The sequence below is a fragment of the uncultured Tenacibaculum sp. genome, assembly GCF_947495995.1.
Lineage (GTDB): Bacteria > Bacteroidota > Bacteroidia > Flavobacteriales > Flavobacteriaceae > Polaribacter.
In genome coordinates this window covers 90,464-115,050 of sequence record NZ_CANMAX010000008.1, presented here as the reverse complement: position 1 = coordinate 115,050, position 24,587 = coordinate 90,464, and the positions used below count along the sequence as shown (strand labels likewise).

The 24,587-nt window shown below is 29.3% G+C and carries 22 protein-coding genes; 9 read left to right on the top strand and 13 right to left on the bottom strand.

What is annotated here, in order from left to right; genetic code table 11:
* Positions 1-29: 29 nt before the first annotated feature.
* The 4 genes from Q1A15_RS17525 to Q1A15_RS17510 are packed head-to-tail and all read right to left on the bottom strand — an operon-like array spanning position 30 to position 3,096.
* A complete protein-coding gene (locus Q1A15_RS17525; RefSeq protein ID WP_299627121.1) occupies positions 30-485 on the bottom strand; it encodes a hypothetical protein in 456 nt (151 codons plus the stop codon).
* Between the two features lie 15 nt (positions 486-500).
* Positions 501-1,019 (bottom strand): hypothetical protein, encoded by a 519-nt coding sequence (locus Q1A15_RS17520; protein WP_299627119.1) that lies wholly within the window; start codon positions 1,017-1,019, stop codon positions 501-503.
* A gap of 34 nt (positions 1,020-1,053) precedes the next feature.
* The gene (locus Q1A15_RS17515; RefSeq protein WP_299627117.1) at positions 1,054-1,599 is read right to left on the bottom strand and encodes an RNA polymerase sigma factor; all 546 of its coding nucleotides are present in this window, start codon (positions 1,597-1,599) and stop codon (positions 1,054-1,056) included.
* 57 nt (positions 1,600-1,656) lie between these two features.
* Complete coding sequence (locus Q1A15_RS17510; RefSeq protein WP_299627115.1) at positions 1,657-3,096, bottom strand: TonB-dependent receptor; 1,440 nt, start codon at positions 3,094-3,096, stop codon at positions 1,657-1,659.
* An 81-nt stretch (positions 3,097-3,177) separates the two neighbouring features.
* Here Q1A15_RS17510 and Q1A15_RS17505 point away from each other — a divergent pair, with 81 nt between their 5' ends.
* Entirely contained in the window at positions 3,178-3,978 is an 801-nt protein-coding gene (locus tag Q1A15_RS17505; RefSeq protein WP_299627113.1) for an MBL fold metallo-hydrolase, read from the top strand.
* Between the two features lie 116 nt (positions 3,979-4,094).
* Positions 4,095-4,598: a hypothetical protein gene (locus tag Q1A15_RS17500; protein ID WP_299627111.1), complete on the top strand. Its 504-nt coding sequence runs from the start codon at positions 4,095-4,097 to the stop codon at positions 4,596-4,598.
* A gap of 83 nt (positions 4,599-4,681) precedes the next feature.
* Here the strand turns inward: Q1A15_RS17500 and Q1A15_RS17495 are convergent, their stop codons facing one another.
* Positions 4,682-5,401 (bottom strand): energy transducer TonB, encoded by a 720-nt coding sequence (locus Q1A15_RS17495; protein ID WP_299627108.1) that lies wholly within the window; start codon positions 5,399-5,401, stop codon positions 4,682-4,684.
* Between the two features lie 146 nt (positions 5,402-5,547).
* Complete coding sequence (gene meaB, locus Q1A15_RS17490; RefSeq protein ID WP_299627106.1) at positions 5,548-6,630, bottom strand: methylmalonyl Co-A mutase-associated GTPase MeaB; 1,083 nt, start codon at positions 6,628-6,630, stop codon at positions 5,548-5,550.
* Between the two features lie 104 nt (positions 6,631-6,734).
* On the opposite strand from meaB, the gene Q1A15_RS17485 reads away from it, so the two are divergent.
* From Q1A15_RS17485 to Q1A15_RS17455, 7 genes are all read left to right on the top strand, one after another.
* Positions 6,735-7,295 (top strand): sigma-70 family RNA polymerase sigma factor, encoded by a 561-nt coding sequence (locus tag Q1A15_RS17485; protein ID WP_299627104.1) that lies wholly within the window; start codon positions 6,735-6,737, stop codon positions 7,293-7,295.
* On the top strand, positions 7,279-7,830 hold the full coding sequence (locus Q1A15_RS17480; RefSeq protein ID WP_299627102.1) for a hypothetical protein: 552 nt from the start codon (positions 7,279-7,281) through the stop codon (positions 7,828-7,830). Before Q1A15_RS17485 ends, Q1A15_RS17480 begins: the two co-directional genes overlap by 17 nt.
* Positions 7,811-8,815 (top strand): hypothetical protein, encoded by a 1,005-nt coding sequence (locus Q1A15_RS17475; protein ID WP_299627100.1) that lies wholly within the window; start codon positions 7,811-7,813, stop codon positions 8,813-8,815. The genes Q1A15_RS17480 and Q1A15_RS17475 overlap by 20 nt, the downstream gene beginning before the upstream one ends.
* A 310-nt stretch (positions 8,816-9,125) precedes the next feature.
* Entirely contained in the window at positions 9,126-10,607 is a 1,482-nt protein-coding gene (cysS, locus tag Q1A15_RS17470; RefSeq protein ID WP_299627098.1) for a cysteine--tRNA ligase, read from the top strand.
* Positions 10,608-10,612: 5 nt separating this feature from the next.
* Positions 10,613-10,855, top strand: coding sequence for a membrane protein insertion efficiency factor YidD (yidD, locus tag Q1A15_RS17465; RefSeq protein ID WP_299627096.1), 243 nt, complete (start codon positions 10,613-10,615; stop codon positions 10,853-10,855).
* Positions 10,856-10,877: 22 nt separating this feature from the next.
* Complete coding sequence (gene lgt, locus Q1A15_RS17460; RefSeq protein WP_299627094.1) at positions 10,878-11,735, top strand: prolipoprotein diacylglyceryl transferase; 858 nt, start codon at positions 10,878-10,880, stop codon at positions 11,733-11,735.
* A gap of 133 nt (positions 11,736-11,868) precedes the next feature.
* Positions 11,869-13,728 carry a hypothetical protein gene (locus tag Q1A15_RS17455; protein ID WP_299627092.1) on the top strand — a complete coding sequence of 620 codons (1,860 nt, stop codon included), beginning with the start codon at positions 11,869-11,871 and terminating at the stop codon, positions 13,726-13,728.
* Between the two features lie 461 nt (positions 13,729-14,189).
* Here the strand turns inward: Q1A15_RS17455 and Q1A15_RS17450 are convergent, their stop codons facing one another.
* The 7 genes from Q1A15_RS17450 to Q1A15_RS17420 all read right to left on the bottom strand — a co-directional run bounded on the left by Q1A15_RS17450 (position 14,190) and on the right by Q1A15_RS17420 (position 24,573).
* Entirely contained in the window at positions 14,190-15,836 is a 1,647-nt protein-coding gene (locus Q1A15_RS17450; RefSeq protein ID WP_299627090.1) for a tetratricopeptide repeat protein, read from the bottom strand.
* A gap of 130 nt (positions 15,837-15,966) precedes the next feature.
* Entirely contained in the window at positions 15,967-16,131 is a 165-nt protein-coding gene (locus Q1A15_RS17445) for a hypothetical protein (protein WP_299627088.1), read from the bottom strand.
* 24 nt (positions 16,132-16,155) lie between these two features.
* Positions 16,156-18,387 (bottom strand): T9SS type A sorting domain-containing protein, encoded by a 2,232-nt coding sequence (locus tag Q1A15_RS17440; protein WP_299627086.1) that lies wholly within the window; start codon positions 18,385-18,387, stop codon positions 16,156-16,158.
* Between the two features lie 33 nt (positions 18,388-18,420).
* A complete protein-coding gene (locus Q1A15_RS17435; RefSeq protein ID WP_299627084.1) occupies positions 18,421-18,585 on the bottom strand; it encodes a hypothetical protein in 165 nt (54 codons plus the stop codon).
* An 11-nt stretch (positions 18,586-18,596) separates the two neighbouring features.
* A complete protein-coding gene (locus Q1A15_RS17430; protein ID WP_299627082.1) occupies positions 18,597-21,041 on the bottom strand; it encodes a hypothetical protein in 2,445 nt (814 codons plus the stop codon).
* A gap of 41 nt (positions 21,042-21,082) precedes the next feature.
* Positions 21,083-21,628 (bottom strand): hypothetical protein, encoded by a 546-nt coding sequence (locus tag Q1A15_RS17425; protein ID WP_299627080.1) that lies wholly within the window; start codon positions 21,626-21,628, stop codon positions 21,083-21,085.
* A gap of 524 nt (positions 21,629-22,152) precedes the next feature.
* A complete protein-coding gene (locus Q1A15_RS17420; protein WP_299627078.1) occupies positions 22,153-24,573 on the bottom strand; it encodes a carboxypeptidase-like regulatory domain-containing protein in 2,421 nt (806 codons plus the stop codon).
* Positions 24,574-24,587 lie beyond the last annotated feature (14 nt).

Sequence of the window (24,587 nt, the reverse complement as noted above, 5' to 3'; positions counted from 1 at the left end):
AAGCTTCTTTTTTTATTTACAATTAATATTTAATTCATTCTTCTATTTCTACGTTCTTTAAAACGTTTGATCATAGATTTATTGAAACGATGTTCTAAAATTTCTAACTTCAATACCTTTTTAGCAGGTAAGAAATTCATTAAATTGTTATGAAACGAAACTTTAATTTCTTCGTGTGAAGCTTTTATTTTATGAAATAACTTTAAATATTTCTTAGCTTCATCTTCACTAACATTTTCTAAACCTCCTGAAGATTTTATTTTATTACGTATATCTTCTTTTTCTTGTTTAAAGAGTTTACGTTTTGCTTTTTCGAACTTATTATATAAAGGCCAAAATTTTTCAGCTTCATTTTCAGAAAGGTCAAGATGTTCTGTAATAAAAGCTATTTTTTGAGCTTTCATTCTATCAGATCTATTATGCTTTTGTGCAAATCCAATTAAGGACAAGCTTACTAAACATATAAAAAGTATTTTTTTCTTCATTTTTATCTGGTTAATTTATTGTATTTCATCTAAAACTGATGAATTACCAATATTATCTAAATAATCTTCTATTCCGTTATTTTCAAACTCATAAGATACTTCCTCAGAAAAATCTTCATCATCAAGTAATAAAGCAAGATCATCTGTGGTAACATCACTATTTTCAAACCATTCATCAATAGTAACCATTGCCGTTTCTTCTTCACCTATATTTATAGTGTAATTAAAAGTAACTAGTAAAAGAATTGCGGCTGCAGCAGCAGAAGTAAACTGTATAATCCTTTTTCTGAAAGAAATTACTTTAAGATTACTTTTTTGTTCTTCATTTACTTTTGCTAAGATGGTTTCTTCTAAATTATCAAAATAATTACTAGGAGTTTCAAAACCACACTTTTCAGGTAGTTCTTCTACGATCATCTTACTGATAAGATCATTTTCCAAATCATTAAAATAATTTTTTGGAGTAGAAAAATCACCGTTTTTACCTATGTTTAGGTTTAAAAAATCTTCGTTATGTTGCTCTTTATTTTCCATTACTATTAGTAAGACTAAAAAAACACATAAAGGTTTAATTATAGTTTTTAATAAATTCTTGAATCTTTTTTACCGCATGGAAATAAGAAGCTTTAAGCGCACCAACAGATGTGTCTAAAACTTCAGAAATTTCCTGATATTTTAAATCATCAAAATATTTCATATTAAAAACTAATTGTTGCTTTTGAGGAAGTGTAGCTATAGCTTTTTGTAAGATCATTTGTATTTCATCTCCAGAAAACCAGTCATCACTTTTTAAATTCGAAACAGCTTGTTGTTTATATTCAGAAATATCTACATTGTTCTGTTTTGCTCTTTTGTTTATAAAAGTAATGGCTTCGTTAGTTGCTATTCTATACATCCAAGAATACAATTTGCTTTCTCCTTTAAAATTATCAATACTTTTAAAAATCTTTATAAAAGTATTTTGCAATACATCATCAGCATCATCATGTGATATTACTATTTTTCTGATATGCCAATACAGTCGTTCTTTGTATTGCGATATCAGATTTCGAAAGGCAGCTTCTTTCGTCGCTACATTTTGTAATTGCGATGCTAATGTAATTTCGTCAGTCAAATGAATTGGTTTTTCATTATGACCTTAAAATTAAGAAAAGGTTTAATCAAAAAATAATTATTTTCTTCGAGAATATCCAAATAAGCGTTTTTCAACAATCATTTCAGCAATTCCTGATGGTAATAATTCTTGCCATCCATCTTTACCTTCTTGAATCATTTTTAACACTTCTCTAGAGAAAATCGATAAAATTTCAGGATCGAATTCTTCGATATCTACAAGTCTACCGTTAATTTTAAAGAATTTATATAACTCTTTAATTCTAGGATGTACTTTTAAATTTCCTGAAGTAATGTATTCGTTGGTTTCTTTATCCTTATACGGATAAAGGTATATTTTAAGATCTTTATAGAATAACTTTCCGAAAGCTTCTAAAATACCACCACTTACGTTACGGTAATATTTCTCATCAAAGATTTGAACAAGATTATTTACTCCCATAGCAAGTCCCATTCTTTCTTTGGTAAATTCGCTAAAGTATTCTACTAGTCTATAGTATTCTTGATAATTTGTAATCATTACATTCTGACCTAATGAACATAATAATTCAGCACGGTCTAAGAAATCACGTTCATTAATTTCTCCTTCAGCTCTTAAATTACTTAAGGTAATCTCGAAAATAAATTGTGTTTTTTCTGGGTTTACCTTTTTCTCATTTAAGAATTTAACTTTAGACTTTTCGTACATATCCATGTTAACTTTAGTAACAGGTCTAAAGCTACCACGTAAGGCAAGAATATTCTTTTTATATAAAACTTGAGCAGGTAGTAAGTTATTTCCATCAGGACCAAACATTACAGCGTTTGTCATACCATTTTTAACAAGTTGTAAACTCATTAAACGATTATCAACATACATAAAACGCGGTCCAGAAAAGTTAATCATATCGATTTCTAACTTATCCTTATCAATATTATCGTAGAAAGATTTTAAAAGCTCTTTAGGGTTATCATTTAAATAAAAAGCTCCATAAATTAAGTTTACACCTAGTATTCCTAAAGTTTCTTGTTGCAATTTTGCTTCAGTTTCTTTAAAACGTAAGTGTAAAACGATTTCGTTATAATCTTCTAAAGGATCTAATTGGAAGCGAATACCAACCCAACCATGTCCTTTAAATTTCTTAGCGAAATCAATAGTTGTAACAGTGTTAGCATAACTGAAGAATAATTTTTCAGGATGCTTTTGACGATCTAATCTATCTTCAATTAAATTAATTTCATGCCTAAGCATTTTCTTTAATCGAGACTCTGTAACATAACGTCTATCGTCTTCAATTCCATAAATAGCATCAGAGAAATCTTTGTCATAAGCACTCATTGCTTTTGCAATAGTTCCTGAAGCTCCACCAGCTCTAAAAAAGTTTCTGGCAGTTTCTTGTCCAGCACCGATCTCAGCAAAAGTACCATAAATGTTAGCATTTAAATTAATCCTAAGCGCCTTCATTTTAGAAGTAGGTACACTGCTTATTTTTTGATCTCCCTTTAAGGTAATAGCCATTTTAGTTGTTTTTGTTTACGGTGACAAATGTACTGAAATTTGAAAGTACCAGTCAATTTTTATATTATTTTTGTACTAACAATGAATGATAAAAAACAGTTAAAAATTACATTTCTTGGTACAGGTACTTCTACAGGTGTGCCAATGATAGGTAGTAAGAATCCGGTTCGATATTCAGAAGACGAAAGAGATAAAAGGTTGAGATCTTCAATAGTAGTTTCATGGAAAGATGAAGGAGAAGAAATCAATTATATAGTAGATTGTGGTCCTGATTTTAGACAACAAATGATTAAAGCGAACATTGAGTCTATAAAAGGAATACTATTTACACACGAGCATGCAGATCATATTGCAGGCTTTGATGAAATAAGACCTTATTATTATAGGATGGGACCAGTTCCTATTTATAGTGATGACCGAGTTTTAAAATCACTACAAAAGCGATATGAATATATTTTTACTACTGAAAATAGATATCCTTCTGCTCCAGAAGTAAAATCAACTGTAATTTCAGAAAAAGATAGATTAAAATTTCACGGAGTAGATATTATACCTATAAAGGTAATGCATGGAGATTTACCTATTCTAGGTTATCGTTTCGGAAACATTGCATATTTAACGGATGTGAAATATTTACCAGAAGAAGAAAAAGAGAAGTTAAAGGGTTTAGATGTTTTGGTAACTACAGCTCTACGATTAGATAGTCATAAAACACATGCAACCTTAAAAGAAGCTTTAGAATTGGTTGAAGAATTACAGCCCAAACGAGCTTATTTTAGTCATATTAGTGAGCTTTTAGGTTTTCATGCAGAGATTGAAAAAGATTTACCAGAACATGTTTTTTTAGCGTATGATGGTTTAGAAGTATTCAGTGAAGAATAGTATAAGAATTTTCTTACTACAAATATTGGTTAATTAGCAGCGGATATAGATTTCATAATTTTCTTGATGATTAATGCTACTACTTTTGAAGTGTAAATAATTAATCAATTAAAAATATGAAAAAAGTTTTTTTAACAATTGCTGTGGTATTATTTGGATTAACAGCTAAAGCACAAAGTTCAAATGAAGGAGAAAATTCGCCAACTCAAAAAGGAAAGTTTATCATAGAAGCGAATACTGGTTCAGCGACAACTGGTAATACTGGTTTCTATTTAACTTCGGTAAACGGAAGTACAACATTTTCTGTAGGTTTAGACGGAGGTTATTTCGTTATGGATGATTTAGCTCTTAAAGGAGGTTTAGGATATAATGACGCCAATGAATCTTTTGTTTATAAAGTTGGAGCAGAATATTACATCGAAGGAACATTTCCAGTAGGAGTAGATTTTACAGGAACATCATTTACAGGAGGAAGTGCAAACTGGTTAGGAATTCAAGGTGGTTACGCTTATTTTATTGGAGATAAAGTAAGTATAAAACCAACGGTAAGATACAATATCGGATTAGACGATCAAGATGGAGTATTTCAAGGATTAATCGGTTTTGCTTTATACTTGTAAGAAAATTTAGAGATAATAAAAGTTTGTAAATAAAAAAGACCAACAAAATTTGTTGGTCTTTTTCAATGTATAAGTTTTTAATATTAATTATCTTCTAATGAGAAATTGATAGGGAAACCATATTTTACAGAAACTGGCTTACCGTCTTTCATTGCTGGAGTAAATTTTGGTAAGTTAGAAACAACACGAATTGCTTCATCGTTTAAAATTTTACCTCCTTTAGGACCTAAAGTTTTAATGTTTGTTACATTTCCTTTAGTGTCTATGATAAAACGAACCCAAACTTCACCTTCTTGCTTATTTAATAAAGCTTCATCAGGATATGCAAAATATTCTTGAATGTGCTTTATCATTTCGTCATTAAAACAATCTAATTGGTCTTTATTACCACTATTACAACTTGGGAAAGCAGGAATAGCATCAACAGTAGCGAATTTTTGAGCTTGTCTCAATTCTTCTCTTGATAAACTGTTTTTTAAAGCAGCAAGATTTGTTTTAATTTTTAAAGACTTACTAAGGTTAGTAGGATTTTGTACAGCAGAAATTCCAGAACTCCCTAGTTGGTTAGCTTCTGTAGCAGCATCTTTTTTTCTTCTTTTAAGAAAACGCTTTTTAGAAGCAGAAACTCTCACACTAATTTGTCTAGACTTTTTATCTTTTTTATTTTTTGTTTGCTTAACAGTACATTTAGTAATACTGTTTAAATCGTCAACTAATTTCTCGTCGGTATCACAAGTCTCATCTTGTTGAGCCCATGCCAAGGTAGATACCATCATCAGTGTTACATAAAATAATTTCTTCATAAGTTGGGATTTTTATTTACCTTAAAATTTTAACATCAATTTACATGCCAAATTTTAAGTTTAGACTGATTGTTATTTAAAAACTTACATCAAATTACGTAAATTTAAATCAAAAAAAGTGTTAAACCTCGATAAACGGTTGATTTTTAACTTTTATTGAGCAGATTCAATAGTTTATCGGCACTAAAAAATGGAGTGGTTTTTCCTGAATTAAGCTCAATAATTTCATTTTTTAATTGAGAATTTACCTCAGGATGCTCATAAAAACGTCTTTTTAATTCTTGTTCAATTGTAGAAAACAGCCAATGTTTGTTTTGAAGATTTCGTCTTTTATTGAAATACCCGTTTTCTTCTGATGATTTAATATAGTTTAAAATCATTTGATAGATTTCATCTATTCCAGAATTTTGAAGTGCACTTGCAGTTAAAACTTTAGGTTGCCATCCGTTTTCTTTAGGCGGATATAAATGTAATGCTCTATTGAATTCAACTTTGGCAATTTTAGCATTTTTTACATTATCACCATCAGCTTTATTAATTACAATAGCATCGGCCATTTCAATAATTCCTCTTTTAATTCCTTGAAGCTCATCACCAGCACCAGAAAGTTTTAGTAAAAGGAAAAAATCAACCATAGAATGAACGGCAGTTTCACTTTGTCCAACACCAACAGTTTCAATAATAATTGTATCAAAACCAGCAGCTTCACATAAAATAATACTTTCTCTAGTTTTTTGTGCAACTCCACCCAACGAAGTACCAGAAGGAGAAGGACGAATAAAAGCATTTTTATCAGTGACCAATTGTTCCATTCTAGTTTTATCTCCTAAAATACTTCCTTTGTTTATAGAACTACTAGGATCTACAGCTAATACAGCAACTTTTTTTCCAAGTTGTGTTAAATGTTTTCCAAAGCTTTCAATAAAAGTACTTTTTCCAACACCAGGAACTCCTGTAATACCAACTCGTACCGATTTATTTGCATAGGGTAAACATGCATTTAAAATTTCATTAGCCTTTTCTTGGTGCTTCTTATTTGTGCTTTCTACTAAAGTAATAGCGCGACTTAAAAATGTAATATCACCTTGTAAAATTTTAGCAACAAATTCTTCGGTTGTAGCACGCTTTCGTCTATTTAATTTTATTCTTTCAGCAGAATTCTTACTGGTAGTTTCTGGTTGAGAAACACCTTCTTTTTCTGATAGGTTTGATTTTGAATTATTTGCCATTAAACAAGGTATACATAATACTATTTGTAAATTTAGAAATAAAAAATTATTCAAAAATGCAACGCATAAAAAAATGTGTCGTCTTTAAGACAAGAAATCAATAAATGAAATCAACTAAACAGTTTCATCAAAAGCTAATAAATGCTTGTAAACGGCAAGATAAAAAAGCTCAACTAGAACTTTATAGAAGTTATAGTAAAGCAATGTTCTTGATTGCTCACAGGTATGTGAAAGATAAATTTATAGCAGAAGATGTTATGCAAGAAGCATTTGTAAAAGCATTTAAAAATATTAATAGTTACAAAGCTGAAGTTGCATTTGGAGCTTGGTTAAAAAGAATTGTGATCAACCAAAGTATAGATGAATTAAAAAGAAATAGATTAGAAATGGTTTCGATAAATGAAGAGGTATATCAAACTATTGATGAGAATGAAAGTTGGGAAGTTGATAATTCAATTACAACACAAATGATCATTGAAGCGATAAATAATCAGAAAGAAAAGTATCGATTAGTACTTACTTTATATCTATTAGAGGGTTACGATCATAAAGAAATTTCCAGTGTATTAGGAATTACAGAAGTAACTTCTAGAACACATTTAATGAGAGGTAAAAAATTAATAAAAGAATACTTAAAAGTTAAAAACTATGCCGAAAGATATTAGAAATTTAGTTGAAGACTTTCAAGAAGAAAATTTAGAGTTATCTAATAATCATGAAGATAGATTTTTAGATAAGTTAAACGAAGCTTTTCCAGAGAAAAGAAAATCATACAGTTGGCTTTACAAAGTGGCTTCAATTGTAGTTTTATTAGGTGTAGGATTAACATTCTATATAACTCAACCAGAATCTAATGGAGAAGAAGTAGAAGTTAAAGAAGAAATAAGTTTAGGAGACATTTCTCCTGAAATGAAAAAAATAGAAAACTATTACTTAACGGCTATTAATTACGAAATAGCCAGTTTAGATATTACATCAGAAAATAAGGCCTTATTAGATGAGTATTTTGAGAAGATAAGTAAGCTAGATGTTGATTATAAAAGGTTAAACCAAAAACTTAAAAAAGAAGGAATAACCAAAGAAACAATCAACTCGTTAATTACAAATCTTCAATTACGCTTACAACTTTTAATTCAGTTAAAAGATCAAATTAATGATTTACAACCTAAAGAAAATTCAAATGAGAATCGTATCATATAAAATAATAGGATTGATTTTAGTACTAGGTACTTTTCATCTACAAGGACAAAAAAAAGATAATGACTTTAAAGAGGAGTTTAATGTAAAATCAGATGTGGTAATAGATATTAATACTAGACATTCTGATATTCAAATTCATCCATGGAATAAAAACAAAGTTGTTGTTGAGGCATACATGATGGTTGAAGGAGAAGAAGTAACAGAAGAAATGAAAGATCATTTTTACGCTAAGTGGAATTTCGATGCTTTTGGAAACAGTGAAAAAATTACAATCAATTCGAGGTCAAACTCAAGGATAGACTTTAATACGTTTAATTTTGATAATCCTGATTATACATTTATTGTTGATGATTTATCAGATTTCTCTATAGGAAGTTTAGATGTATTAGACTCAATTGATTTTATCATGCCGCCTTTACCACCAGAGCCACCAATGTTTACAGGAGTTATAGCACCACCAGCTCCTCCTGCACCACCAATGTTCTTTTTTACAGAATTTGATTTTGATGAATACAAGAAAGACAAAGATTATTTAAAACGATGGAAAGAAGAAAATAAAGAAGCATTAGGGAAAAATGCTAAAGTTAAAGTAGGAGACAAGTTAATTTCAATTTCTACAGACGATTCAAATATTACAATGTCTGGTAGACAAAATGGTAAAAACGATTTAAAGTTTTTTATCGAAGAGCATGAAGCGCATCAAAAAGAAAGAGAGAAAAAGGCCAAAGAGTATCAAAAAAAGATGAAAGAGAAAATTGAAAAGCAATTGAAGAAGGCTGAAAAAGCAATGAAAAAGAATCGAGAAAAATTAGAAAAACAACTTAAGAAATTAGAGAAAAAGAAGAAAGAACGTATAAAAATTCAAAAACTTTTAAAAGATAGAAGTAAGTTGAAAGTTAAGCGATTAATTATAATTAGAGCTCCTAAAGATGCAAAATTTAATATGAATGTAAAATATGGAGAATTAAGTTTTGCAAAAAAATAAAAAGCAGTAAACAAACTATATAAAATTCAATTTTAAGGTTGGCGATTTTTTAATCATCAGCCTTAATTTTTTTAATACAATTTTATATGAGAATAGGTATTTAAAAAGTAGTGAAATTGATGTTTTAAATTAAACATTGTATCTAAAATGAAATAAGCGTAAGCCATTGATATTACTGTGATACATGTTTAATTTTAAACATTGCGAATTTGATGAATATTTAGAGAAACATAAAATTACTTTTTAAATAAAATTATGATTTAACTTCATTAAAAGTACCTATATTTACATTTCAAAATAGTGTAATCTAATGGAGCTATACAAAGAAAATCAACTAAAGATCTATAACTCACTTTCGAAGTCAAAAGAAGTATTTAAACCCGTAACAGAAGGGAGAGTAGGTATGTATGTCTGTGGTCCAACAGTATACAGTAATGTACATTTAGGTAACTTAAGAACATTCATGTCTTTTGACATGGTATTTAGATATCTTTTACACTTAGGTTATAAAGTAAGATATGTAAGAAATATTACTGATGCTGGACATTTAGAGAGTGATGCAGAAGAAGGAGAAGATAAGATAGCAAAGAAAGCACGTTTAGAAGAAATAGAACCAATGGAAGTTGTACAGCGTTATACTGTAGATTTTCATACCATAACTGCAAAGTATAATTTTCTTCCACCAAGTATAGAACCAACTGCAACTGGACATATTGTAGAGCAAATCGAAATGATTAAAGAAATCATGGATAAAGGTCTTGCTTACGAAGTTAATGGATCTGTATATTTTGATGTGCTTAAATACAATGAAGAAGGAAACAATTACGGAATTCTTTCAGGAAGAAATGTAGAAGATGCAATTCATAATACAAGAGCTTTAGATGGGCAATCTGAAAAGAAAAACCCACAAGATTTTGCACTTTGGAAAAAAGCAGATGAGCGTCACATTATGCGTTGGCCTTCACCTTGGGGAGAAGGATTTCCAGGATGGCATTTAGAGTGTTCTGTAATGAGTTCTAAATATCTAGGAGAACAAATTGATATTCACGGTGGAGGAATGGATTTAAAATTCCCGCATCACGAATGTGAAATAGCACAATCTCATGCTTGTTCAGGTGTTCAACCTGTAAACTACTGGATGCATGCTAATATGTTACTGTTGAATTCACAAAAAATGTCGAAATCAACAGGAAATAGTATTTTACCAGGAGAAATTTTAACAGGAGAAAATAAAGTTTTAAGCAAAGCTTTTGGTGCTGGTGTTGTACGTTTCTTTATCATGCAAGCGAACTACAGAAGTATTTTAGATTTTTCTAACGATGGATTATTAGCTTCTGAAAAAGGTTATAATCGTTTAATGGAAGCTGTATCATTATTAGATGCAATACAAACAGGAGGAAGTTCTTCTTTTGATGTTGCTAAATGGAAACAGGAATGTTATGATGCAATGAACGATGATTTTAATACTCCTATTGCAATAGCAAAACTTTTTGATGCTGTTAAGTTTATCAATCAATTAAAAGATAACAAAGCAACGATAACAGAAAGTGATTTGACTTTATTAAAAGAAACAATGAACGCGTTTGTATTTGATATTTTAGGATTAGTAAACGATGCTAAAGATGAAGGATCAAATAAATTAGATGGTACTGTAGAGCTTTTAATTAAATTAAGAAAAGAAGCAAGAGAAAATAAAGATTGGGCTTTATCGGATAAAATCAGAGATGAGTTGGCTGAGTTAGGAATTCAGTTAAAAGATGGTAGAGAAGGAACAACTTTTACTGTAAACTAGTCGTTTTGTTAAAAAAAATTCTCATCTTTCCGTTCGTGTTATTAATTCGTTTTTATCAAACGGCAATATCACCATTTACACCAGCTACATGTAGATACAATCCGACATGTTCTTCTTACACGTTAGAAGCATTAAAAAAACACGGGTTATTTTATGGTGGTTGGTTAGGAATAAAACGAATCTTTAGTTGTCACCCTTGGGGAGGCAGCGGTTACGATCCGGTACCAGAAAAGAAACCAAAAAAATAAAAACTGAACTTACTTACAATACATGAATTTTTTAGCAATTACTTGGAACCAGAATCCCGAAATCTTCAATATAGGAGGTTTTAGTGTTCGTTGGTATAGTTTAATGTTTGTAATAGCATTTATATTAGGAACACATTTGATGAAGAAAATTTATACAGAAGATAACATTTCTCATGATAAAATGGATCCTTTATTCATGTATACGTTTATATCTATGTTAGTTGGTATGCGTTTAGGAGAAGTTTTCTTTTACAGTTGGCCAGACTATCAAGATAATCTTTGGAAAATTATTTTACCTTTTGAAAAAAGAGAAGGAGCAGAAGCCTTCTTTGGTTTAATTAAAGGATGGAAGTTTACAGGAATTTCAGGATTTGCTAGCCATGGTGCTGCAGTTGCAATTCCAATAGCTTTATACTTTTATGCTAAAAAGCATTTACAAAAATCATGGTTGTTTATTCTAGATAGAATGGGAATTATGGTAGCTTTAGCTGGATTTTTCATTCGAATGGGAAATTTCTTCAATTCAGAGATTTATGGAAAACCAACCGGAACAAGTTTTGGAGTAATCTTTAAAAGAGCTGGAGAAAAATATCCTGTACATCCAACACAGTTGTACGAAGCATTTAGTTACTTAATTCTATTTTTTATTCTGTGGAGGTTATATTGGAAAACGGATAAAAAGAAGAAAGAAGGATATTTATTTGGTGTATTTATGATTGCTTTATGGTCGCTTCGATTCTTCATAGAGTTCTTAAAGAAACCACAAGTAGATACTAGAGAAGATTGGATTTTTATGTTCAATACAGGTCAAGTACTTAGTATTCCTTTAATCTTAATAGGAGTGTGGTTAATGTTCAGAAAGCCAAAAACTACGAGTTAGTTTCAATAATATAAATTAAAAAAATGCAGAAATACTTTTGATATTCTGCATTTTTTTTTGCTATTTTTCGTTATTGATTTTATCAACTAAATTTGAATTTTAGTTTATTATAGTTAATTTATTATCAGTGTAGATGAAGCGTAGTATTTATTTTCTTGTATTTTTTTCATTTTTAAATAGTTATTCTCAAGACAAAACAGAAAGACTATTAAAGAAGTTAGATGAGAATATCACTCAAGATGTACGCATTGCAGTTTTAGATACCTTAACCAATGAAATGATTCGAAGTAATCATCCCCAGCAATTACAATATTTACAACAATATGTAGATTTAAATTTGAAGATAGAAGATTACGATCAAGCTGCCCAAAAATCTAGGTTTGTTATTCAAAATTATATTAATAGAGGAAGTTTAGATTCAGCATCGTACACTATAAAAAGTTTACTTCAGTATAAAGGTAAATTCAAAAAGAAAAGTTCAGAAGCACATATATTATTGAAAAGAGCCGCTTATTTCTACAATAAAGAGCAATTAGATAGTGCTGCTTTAGATTATGATAGATCGGGGACACTTTTCTTAGCAAGTAAAGATTCTATTTTTGCTGCGGATTCACGTTTTTTTGCCGGACAAGTTTATTTTGATCAAAACAATTTTTTAAATAGTGTTCGACGTTTTGAAGAAGCGTATGAATTGTATAATAAACTAGGAGATGCTAGTTATGCAAACTATGCGTTAAATGAATTGTCGAGTTTATACGGTAAAAATGGTTTTCACGACAAAGCTATATATGAAAGAAAAAGAATCTTAGCAGGAGCCAAAGCTATGAAAGATCCTTTAGCTATTTCTTATGCGTATTCGCATTTATTCACTTCAAACATTAAGAAAAATGAAATCAATGAAGCTAGAAAGTATCTAGATTCTTTGACGGTAGCTTGCAAAGAAATTAAAAACGAAAAGAGACAAAATGGTTTTAATATTCAAGTTTCTAAACTGAACACAAAATATTATCTGAAGACAAAGAATTTAGATAGTATGTATAAACATTTAAAAGATTTTGAAAACAAACTTAAAGCTAGTGGAGGAGGTAATCAATTTAATAAGAATGCATTTTTATCTTATTCAGGTCAATATCACAAGGCAAAATCAGAATATCGTTTAGCAGAAAAATTCTATAAGAAATTATTAGACAAAGATAATAGGTTAGGCGATGTGCAATTGAAAATGCAAGCTAATAAACAGCTTTCTGAAGTGCTTGCTGTACAAAATAAATTAGAAGAATCGTATCAATATTTAAAAGCCTACACACAGGCAAAAGATGCAGAAGAAAGAAGAATTACAACAAATACTTTTCTATACTATCAGTCGGAGTTTGAAACTGAACGAAAAGATAACGAGATATTTAAAAATGAAACCGAAATTGCTCTACTTGAAAAAGATAGAAAGTTAAATGAGGCGAAAAGAAATATTTTATGGATCGTTTTAATAGCTGTATTGTTATTATCTGCTGTAGCTATTTATTTAATTTGGCTAAGAGGTAATTTAAAGCGTAAAGCTTTAGCAAAGAAATTAGAAAAGAATCAGAAAGATTTAGAAGAATTTACCAATCAACTTTTAGAGAAAAGTAAAGTACAAGAATCTTTAACACAAGAACTAGCCAAGTTAAAAGAAGAAATAGGAGAGCAGAAGTCTATCGTTAAAATACAAGACTTAACTACTACTCGAATTTTAACATCTGAAGATTGGTATGTGTTCAAAGAAAAGTTTACCAAAGTACATCCTACATTTTTTGTGAAGCTTAAGAATAAAGGTTATAAACTAACAAAGTCAGAAGAGCGTTTATTGGCTATGGAAAAATTGTATTTAGATACAAAGCAAATAGCATCTATGTTAGCAATTTCTGATGATAGTGTTGTTCGAAGCAGATCACGACTACGTAAAAAAGTAAATGCGCCTAAAGGAAGTTCAATTTTAGAATATTTAGAAGCTTCTTAACTTCATTTTAAGTTTTTGTTTATCAATGTGTAAAATAATTTGTCCGCTTTTTGTCCGGATAAATCCTGTCTTTTTTCACAGTTTATTTACTTCCTTTGTATTGTAATAACAGGCTAGTGATATTTTCATTGGTCGGGGGGAGATAAAAACTATTTACTATTAAACATTTTTATATGTTATTTACTAAAAAGAAACAGAGACGATACAAAGTTAGAAGGGCGAAAATCAAATTTTTACTATTACCAATTTTATATAAAGGAAGGTTTTTGTGGCTATCGCGAGTTAAGCTAGAAAAAGCTTTCAATGGATATAAAATGATGATTATAGGAATTGAAAGAGTTTAAATTGAAGGGAGTTTATTTTAAACTTAAGTGTCAAGATATTGTAATTATGTGTTTCTAAATAGAATATTCTTGGCACTTTTTCTTTTATAAAAACTTTCAATTATTAAAGTGTAGTTATTAAGATTTAATACTTAGTAAATAGTCATTTAATGCAGTTTCTTTCCCTAAATTTAATTTCTTTTTTAATCGAAAACGAGTTGATTTAACAGCTTCTAAGCTTGTATTCCTAAGATTCGCAATTTCTGTTCTAGACAATCCGATTTTAACATAAGAACAAATTTCAAGATCTGTTTTTGTAAGTGAAGGATGTGTAGTTTTTAATAGTTTTATGTAGTCTTTATGTAATACAGTTAAATGCTTTTTTAAAAGAATGATTTTTTCTTCTTCAAAATTACTGGATCTTAAATCACTTACGATTTGTTCTAAAGAAATGCTATGATGATCTGGCTTAAGATTAGCTAAATTTTCTTTTCTTTCAAGATCTAAAATTGTTTCGTTTTGTGAAAAACGTGATTCTTTTTCTGTTGGAAATAATTCATTATCCAACTGTTTAATTTCAGTAGACAATTGCATTTCCTTTAAACGAACTTTTTTCTTTCTTAAGTATCTAGTTATGTAGAGTATTGATACACTAATGATTAAAATAGAAATTAAGAGAAATACAGCATACAACTGTTTTTGTAATTTTTGATTTTTAGCTTCAATAACTAATAACTTTTGTTCTTCACTACTAAAAATACTATCCTTTAAGCGTTGTTGTTCTTGTTTGTACAAAATTTCGATCTCTTTAAGTTTTTTGGTGTTTTTTAAGTTGAAAATTTCGTTGTTAATTTCTGTATAGGCAACTACATCTTTTAGAGCTAAATCATACTCATCCATAGCTTTATAAATTTTACTCCGGATAACATATCCTGTATGAAGATTTTGTCTAGATTGTTCTTTATCGGCTAAATCAATAGAATTATTTACGTAACTAAGTGCTTTTTCATACTCTTTTAAACGTAAATATGAACTGGCAATATTTGCCTGTGTACTAATAATAGATCGCTTTTTTTTAATCTTTTTTACGTATTCTAAGTAATTTAAATATATAGTTAAAGCTTCTTGATGATTTCCTTGTGCGCCTAATAAAGTTGCTTTATTACTTAAAGCTTGTTGTTTACCTTCATAATTATTATCTAAATCAAAATATATTATAGCTTTACTAATGACATAAAATGCAGAATCGAGTTTATTTAATCTTTTATAGCTGCCAGACATCATATTGTAGTTATTGCCTAAAGCTTTAATTCTATTCTTTTTGGTATTGATTTCTATCGCTTTTTTAAAGTATTGAATCGATTTTTTATATTCTTTTTGAAATCGATTAACCATAGCGATATTATGGAATAGTGTAGCTATTTCTGAAGAATCGTTAAGTTCGGTGAATATATTTTTAGCAATTAAATAGTTTTCATAAGCAGCAATGTAGTTTGATTTCCTTCTTTGGTATATTCCTAATTGACTTAAGGCTTTTGCTTTTTGTCTTCGTTTATCATAATTTACATTTTTAAGTAATGTATGTATTGCATTATAGTACTCTTTTACTTTATTAAAATCTCTCCTCTTTTGATATTCTGATATTTCTAAAAGTGCTTCTATTTTTAAAGAATCTGTAGCAGCAATTTTAATGTTATGTTCTAATCGTACTAGCGTAGTATCTATCTCTTGTGAATAGAGGAGTAACGATTGGATAAGAAATATGAATACAATAGATTTTCGCATTTTTTTTTAAAGGTTTTTAGTATTGGCAAGTGTGTATGTTTTTTATGCTATAGAATAAATTATAAACGTTAGAAAAAAGAAGATCAGTTTAATATTTAAAACTGATCTTCTAACATAGTCCCTCTACTAATTAAAATCCTTCACCTGGAGCTTCAGGAGAAGAAGCTTGTGCTTTTTTAGGGTTAAGTATTAAATACGTACCTAAAGCAGTTAAAGCTGTGTATTTACCGTAATTACCTAATTTTTCAATGGCTTCTTTACGAGAAATTTTATTTTGTTCTTGATTTTTTTTCATGATTCTTATTAATATATTTTGCTACTATTCTAGAATGATCTTTTTACTAACTTCTGAAGTCTCAGATTGTAACTTAACGATGTAAATTCCAGATGATAAATTGTTTAAATTGATTTTTGAAGTTTGATTTGCTTCAATTGTAGTTGATGTTACTTCTTTTCCTAAAATAGAGTACACTTTTACATTTGCATTAGAAGTAACACCTGTGATTGTAATTTCGCTTTTCGTAGATTTGAAAATAGAAACAGTTTCGTTGTTTATAATCTCATCATCTGTACTTAAAACTTTAGCTGAAGTATGTAAGTAAAATCTTCCAGCACCATTAAGTTTCTCTTCTACTTTTACAGTAAAACCACCTTCAGTTAAATCTGTATAAGTGTTCGTTAATTTATCTTCAAGATATATATTCGAATCAGAAGGTAAATTGTTCATTTCTACAGAAAATACGATTTCTTTTCCTGCTTCAGCAACTACACCCACAGGAACAATAATTTCCTCATAGTTACTTATTGGTAAAGATTGAATTGTGAAATTATCTTCAGTATTTCCTTCAATTAATTTTGAATACACATCAAGATCAGCACCACCAAAGTTACCAACATCGTATCCTGCATCTAAACCTTTTGTTGCAGTTTCACTATATAAAATTCGAGTTGAAACTTTTGTAGCATCTGATGCAATACTTAATTTAATTTCAGTGTTTGAATTAGTAGTAACTAATCTTGTAGATGCTCCACCAGACACATCTAAACCTCTTTGAACTTTATTAAAAGCTACATTTCCTACACCAGTAGTAGTTCTAATAAAAAATCCTTGTCCAGGTGCTAATTTACTTTCAGCATCAGCTAATGTTTGAGCTGTGTATTTATTTTGAGTAGCATCCCAAGTATATACAGCAACGAAAGAAGAATCGAACTTAGCAAAGTTATCTTGTATAAAGTTAGCTCCAGAGTTTTCGTTAATTGGCATATACGCAGTATATGGATTACCAATAGCATTCCATTGATCTGCTGCAACAGTTTCTGTTACGTCACTTGTTTCAATAGTTCCCGTAAAAGAAACACTTCCGTCTGTAGCTCTAGAAATAGCATAACTCTTACCTAATTCAAATGTTAATGTTCCAGAACTTAAATCAGTTGTAGTATAATACACCCATTTTGCTCCATCAGCATTACTATCGTCATAATATGCAATAGCATATCTACTTGGAGAAACAGTATTGTTAATACGAATATCGTTTGCTGCATTTTCAGCAAAATCTTTAATACTTTGTCCGCTAACAGGAGCTGTAATAACATTCCATTGGTTTGCTAATAAACCATTTTGTTGAAATGTAACCTGACCAGAAGCTGAACCTTCTACAATAAAAACACTACTATTACTAGCACTTGCAGTTAAAGCAATTGTTCCACTATTGTTTAAATCACCGTTAACAGTTAAAGCTCCGTTTACATCAACTGTAAGATCAGCTCCAGAATCTATTGTTAAATCATTTACGCTAAGGTTACCCGTATTTAAAATAGGATCGTTAGCTACATCTGGAATAGTAACGTTATTTGAAGTACTTGGAATTGCAGAAGTATTCCAGTTAGAAGTAATACTCCAAAAAGCACTAGAAGCTCCAGTCCAATTTACATCACTAAATAAAGAAGCTCCAGTTGAGTCGTAAGAATCTCCAGTAATTTGTGTTCCAGGATGGTTTGTACAATCTGGAGAATTTGACCCAGATGTTGGTCCACAAGCTGTATAAAATTGATCTAAGAAAGTACCTCCGATTTCAAAAGAAACATTAGGATCTTTAGTTACGTCGTTATATTTTATTTTGATGCTGTATAAATGCGTAGGAGTACTAGTAACATTACTAGCCACACCAGAAACATTAAATGCATTAATACTAGCATTTTGTTGAAATGATGTAGATACTCTTGAGCTAATGTTATCATTTACAATAAATAAATTATAAGCTTCTAAAAATCCACCTCCGAAGCTAGTATCTAAAATACAACCAGTTGGAGTTTCCATTGAGAAATTACCACTAGCATGTACATTTTCACCAAAAGCTTCTGTATTGTAATTGAAGTAAAGCTGACCAGAACCAACTATGAAATCGGTATCTGAAGCTATATAAATATCTGCTTCATAATAATCATCTACACCATCATTTGTATTTCTTGCATTTACAAAAGTGAATGAAATGTTCTGTGCATAAGTATTGTAACTTATAAGACAGATTAAGAAAAGTAATAATTTTTTCATTTTAATATGGGTTATTTTAATACTAAGTTGATTTTATAATTTTTGAATGTTTATAATCTTCATAGACATTCCGTTGAATGATTTTTCTATTTTAACTCTAGTCAACCAAAAGAAATTTCCATGGTATCGTATTGGTAGATAAGTGAATTTTTTTGCCTCTTGTCGTACTTTAAATCTTTTGTTTTTAAATAATTGCATACTTCTAATTTTTAAAAATGAGTTCCTTTTCCTATGTTCATATTTAAAATATTTGTGATATCTGTATTCTGGATTTGCCCATTCATATCGTTATCTTCTCTTAAATAGCCAGAGTTTCCAAGTGTTTGAATGATCAGATTTATATCTGAAACTTGTACTTGTCCGTTTTCATCATTATCTCCAGAAACCATCGCGTAAATGTTATCGCCACCATTTTGATAAACCAGGTTTAAAGCACTATTGTTACCAGATACATTTGTAGGGTTTGTAAAATCTACATTTGTATTAGTTTGCGATAAGCTAATAGCACTAGCTGTAATAACAGTTAAGTGATTTCTATGCGTAATTGAAACATCGTAATCTCCAGCATTGTCAGGGAAAAATAGGGTAGTGGAGTTACGTATTGGGTCTAATATTTCTCCATTTCTTAAAACAAGAAAAGAACTAGAGTTTTTAATTATGGTATTATCTGATTTGTCTCTTAATTCAATTTGAATCCAATCAACAACTGCTTTTTCACCAGTTACATCAAAAAGAGATGCATCACATTTGATTTCAGTGTTGTATGGACTCGTAGTTGGAATGAGGTCTTGAGATCTTAAATCGTCTCTCATTAAGTTTTCTTCTCCAGTAACAGGAAGTGTCATTGGACCTTCTAAATATACCTTAGCAGTAAACTCAATAGCGCAAGCATTTAAAATATCATCAAAACTTGTGAAATTTCCACTATCAGCATAAAATGAAGTAAAATCTGGTTTTGTTCCGTACAAAGCATAGTTCACTAATCCACAAACATTTGTAGTATTAGGAATGTATAACGACCAGTAACTTACATTTACGTTTTTAAGCGAAGTAAGATTTACACTTTGTAAGTTGTTTTCCGCTAGATAAATATCAACAGCATCAGCATCAGCAGCATTTACAGAAGTTAAATTCTGTAAACCATCAACATTCAATAATCCGTTATTCGCAATATTAAAACGATCGATGTTTGTTAAAGATTCGAATCCGTTTAAAGAAGTCAAAGCAGTATTATTATTGATAACCAAAGTACCGATTGTTGTTATGCTTGGAAAGCCAACCATGTTACTAAGACCAGTATTTGTAAGCGTAAGTTTATTTAAAGTTGTAAGATTTGTAAGACCAGCTACAGAAGTAAATCCGCTACAATCTTTGATATATAGATTATCAAAATTTTGAAAATCATTTAATCCATTAAAAGATGAAAAAGAATTACAAGCATTAACACTTAAGTTATCTGTAGCATTTGCTTTTAAACCTGTAAAAGAAGTAAAGTTGTTACATGAATCTATAGTAATACTAAGAATGTTAGTAGCATTGTTAAGTCCTGTGAAATTTGTAAAATCACTAGAATCTTCTATTTGAATATTGTTGAAAGAGATTACATTATTTAATCCAGTAAAATCGGTTAACGAATTACAAGTATCAACAGAAATATTGTTTATAGAAGTTATGTTTTCTGCTCCTGTAAAATCTTCAATTATTAAATTTTTTAAAGAGAAACTAGTGTCAATAGCATCTAAAGAAGATATACCATTTAAAGAAGTTAAAGCTGTACAGTTTTCTATTTCAAAAGTTGAAACTTGTTCTAAATTACTTAACCCGTTTAAATTTATAACTGTTGAAAGTCCGCTTATTTTTAATCTAGTCAGATTTGTAACGTTTGGAAAAAAACTAAAGCTTGCTAAAGAAGATAAGTTTGTAAGAAATAGTTGATCTATAGTACTAATATTTTCAATTCCTTGTAATGAAGTAATATTGCTACTATTTTGAATTGTCAAGTTAGTAACTGTATTTAAGGAATTTAAATCATTAAGATTTAAAAGATTTGTTTCTGTTATAGATATGCTCTTTGCAGTAACAATATTATGTAAACCTTGAAGTGTAGATAAATTATTAAACCCTATAGTAATATTGAAATTTACATTTTCAAAATGGCTGAATGCACTTAAATTACTAAGACTATTATTATTACTTATAGTTAAAGAGTTTCCTATTGTTGTAACATTATCTAATCCTGAAAGTGTATTAAGAATATCATTACCTGAAATAGATAAACCATTACCTACAGTTTTTAAATTACTTAATTTAGATGTATCAGTTAATAGATCATTGTTGTTAATAGACAAAGAACCTCCTGTACTTTCAATACCAGCAAGTCCATTAAGGTTAGTTAATTTGGTACTTGATATTGATAATATATTTGTAACTGTTTTTATTTTGTTATTTAAAGCAGATACATCTGTAATATTATTTCCTGATATTACTAAATTTCCTGTAATAGTTTCGCAATTAGGATAATTAGCAATAAAGTCATTAATATCTGACTGAGATGTTAAGTACACAGAACCTGATGGACATTGTGCATTTACTGTTACGTTTAAAAAACATAATAGTAAAAATAAAAATGGTAGAACTCTTTTATACATCATCATACTAAATCTAATATTGGGTTGTTTGAATTGTTTGTTTAGAATTAAACTTGTTTACTTTTTCCTAAATTTTTAAGTACTAGATTCGAATTTTGGATCTGTTTATTCATATCTACATCATTTTTTTTGTAACCTGAAATTTCAATTTGTGAAATGGTAACGTTTATATCTGCATATTGGATTTTCGGGTTATTATTAATATTTCTAACTGGCATTGAATAAAAACCATCGCCCATGTTTTCTAAAGCAGAGTCCCCACCCTTTACGTTCACGGTCGAAGTAAAACCTAATGAAACCCCCATTTCATTCAGACATGATACCGTTTTGTAAGCTATAGTTAAGTAATTAATATGGGCGATAGAAACATAATAATTCCCTATCCAAGAATTTTCCGAAACAAGAGAAGTATTTGTAATACTTCTGTTCTTAAATAAAATTGATTTTTGAAATAAAATTTTACAACTTTCATTATCATTCGAAACATTTAATAATGGCTCAAAGTTTAGAAGAGGTACATTAGTATATCGTTTACTTATAACAATATTTATAAGAACGAATAAAATACTAAGTATGTAATTTTTTAATTTCATGTTATGTTCAACTATTTTGTTTTAAACATGGTGCAATAGTATTTGAAATTTTTAGTTTGAAAAAGAAAATAGGGGGTGCAAAAAGGGGTGCTAAATACTTAAGTAATTAATTATGAGTGTTTTATTTTTTTGTTACTGAACCTTTTGATGAACCCTAATTATGTGCTTTTTTTCAATTAAAGTATTTGTGTAGAATTCATAATAAAAACATTTTAAGTAAGATTTTACTTTCTTTTGAGTCTGAAATGAGAAGGTTTTAGAGTTTTAAAATTTGTTTTTACGTAGTAAAGAGATGTATTTTAAGAAATACAAAAACAATTTTTTAAAACAGTTTGATTTGGTGAAAAATTATTACGATTAAAATTGAAAATTAGATCATTTTGAAAAGTAACTATTCCTAGTTTTTTTATTACAAAAACAACAAGAGATAATGTAAATTTATAATTTACATTATCTCTTGTTGTTTACTTTTCTTTTTAGAATTGTTCTTTTTTATCAATTCAGTAATCTATTTTGAATTTATCTTAGTTACAATTTCCAGCTTGTATATCTGAAATTGTTGGATTATTAGCATTATTGCATACATGATATGATGTATCGATAGATCCGTTAATTATCAAATTTGATAAGGCACAAAAGTTTTGTAGATTAATGTTACCACCATTTCCTTGTCCGTTGCACGAGCCATAAGTTCCAATTCCTATCCAATTTACACTGGTTAAGTTTTCTAAACCATCTAAAGTTGTTAACGCATTATTATCTCTTATAAAGAGAGCATTTAAGGTTGTTAGATTAGTTAAAGTAGTTAGGTTTGTTAAATTGCTATTACTTTCTAACACTAAATATCCAGCCTTTTTTAAATTTTCTAAACCTGTTAATGCAATTAATGAATTGTTTTTCTTTAGATTGATACTACTGATTGTTACGGAACTGTTAGACAAAATAGTATCCATACCTTCTAATGAAATTAACGATGGACAATTTTCAATTTTAATATCAAAGTATGAATTAAAACTAGTTAAACCTTCAATGTTTTTAAATGATGAACAATCTTGAACATCAATTGAGTTAACAGATTGTAAGTTATCTAACCCAATAAAATTTTGAAGTAGTGGATTTCTTAACAAGTAGAAATCATAATCAATATTAACTAAATTAGATAAACCATTTAGCGTAGTTAATACATCACAATTATAAATAGCTAAAGATTGTATATCAGATATACTTTGCAGTCCATTAAGTGATGTAATAGTATCGTCGCTTAAATATAAATTGCCTGAAACAGATAAGTTTTCCAATCCTTCTAAAGAAGGTAACCCAGTACTTAAAAGATTAAAATTTTGTACTTTTTGTAAACTTGATAAAGGTTGTAAACTATTTAAAACTGCTCTAGCGCTGTTGTCTTCATGAATTGTTAAATCACCTTGAATTTCAGAATATCCAAAAAGTCCAAAGAAGTCTAATTCTTGTTGATTTTTAATCGTAACATTTCCTACATAAATTCCTCCAGTAGTATTTTCACATGAAGAGATAGTTCCTAGATCTGTAATTGAAGTTGAACTTAAATTTAAAAGTATTTCATTTGTTATGTTATTTGTATTCAAGTCAAAAACAATCATTGCATAATTAGCAGAATTACAATACAATAAATTTGTGTTTATTATTCCGTCAGTAATGTAGACTGAATTGTTAAAGTCAAAAGAATCTGAATTTTGATTATATATTACAGCATAACCATTCGTCATAGGATTTCCAGAACAATCTTTTATAGTTGCCTTTAAGGTTGCATTTGATAATTCTGATGATAATGAAGGAATTATTATTTGTACTGAGGTATCTGAATTATATGGCCCTACAGATTGTGAGTGTATTATTTCTGAGGCACAAGTATCATTTCCATAAATATCAATAGTTACTTGTTCGTTTTTAGGAAATAAACCACATTCTTCTCCAACATCATTTGTATATCCAGAGTAGATTAGTTGTCCAGTTAATTCCCTAGTAATTTCAAAATAGTGATTTGCAATAGGATTTATTGAATTTAGTGTTGTATTCTCATGTTGTACTGTAAAACACACATTGATATCATCGATAGGAACGTCACAATTCCACCATGTAAAATGAGAAACTTCAGCTATATATTCGTTTCCTACTTTAGTTGCGATTCCTTCTTCTTTCCAATAACCTACTTCTTCATCAAAATACCATAAAGGTATCTCAGTAGGAGGGTTTGGTGTACTTGTCGATACAGGAAACTTTAACACAGCAGGAGATGTTTCAGCAATATTTAATTCTTCTCCACTTGGAGAATATAAGTTTATCGCCAACATTCCATAAGTTTCCATTGCAGAGGCAGAACCATTTTCGCGTTGTCCAAATAACATACCTGGCATTTGAGTAAACGTTGATTCTTGATTAGGTGCCACATAATGAACAGAAACATTAACTTTTCCGTTATATGAATTACCATTTGAATCAATAAAATCACCTCCGAAGGTTACACTTGAACCATTTGATAAACTAACTTCTGCTGAATTACCAGAAGAAAAATCACCAACTATATTTTTTTTCAGTAAAGTAATTTGAACATCATTAGTACTATTAGTCTTTGGAACCAAGGCTCTGCTGGCTTGAATGTATCCATCTTTTGAAGCTTTTATAAAAGCAAAATTCTCATGAACAGAAACATTTGAGAATGTAAAAATTCCGTTATGATCTGTATAAGTACTTTCATTACCTATGGTTATTAAAACGTCTTTAATATTTTGGCCATTTTTGTCAACTACGTGTCCAAAGAAATTTGAAGTAATGCTAGCCCCAAAGTTAACAAGTGCAAATTCTTCATTTGTAACACTCTGATTGATTGATTCTACTGTAAAATCGTCATCTTTTTTACAGGATAATACGAGTATAAAAGCAACTAAAATTAACGTGATTTTTTTCATGTTTTGGGGATTAA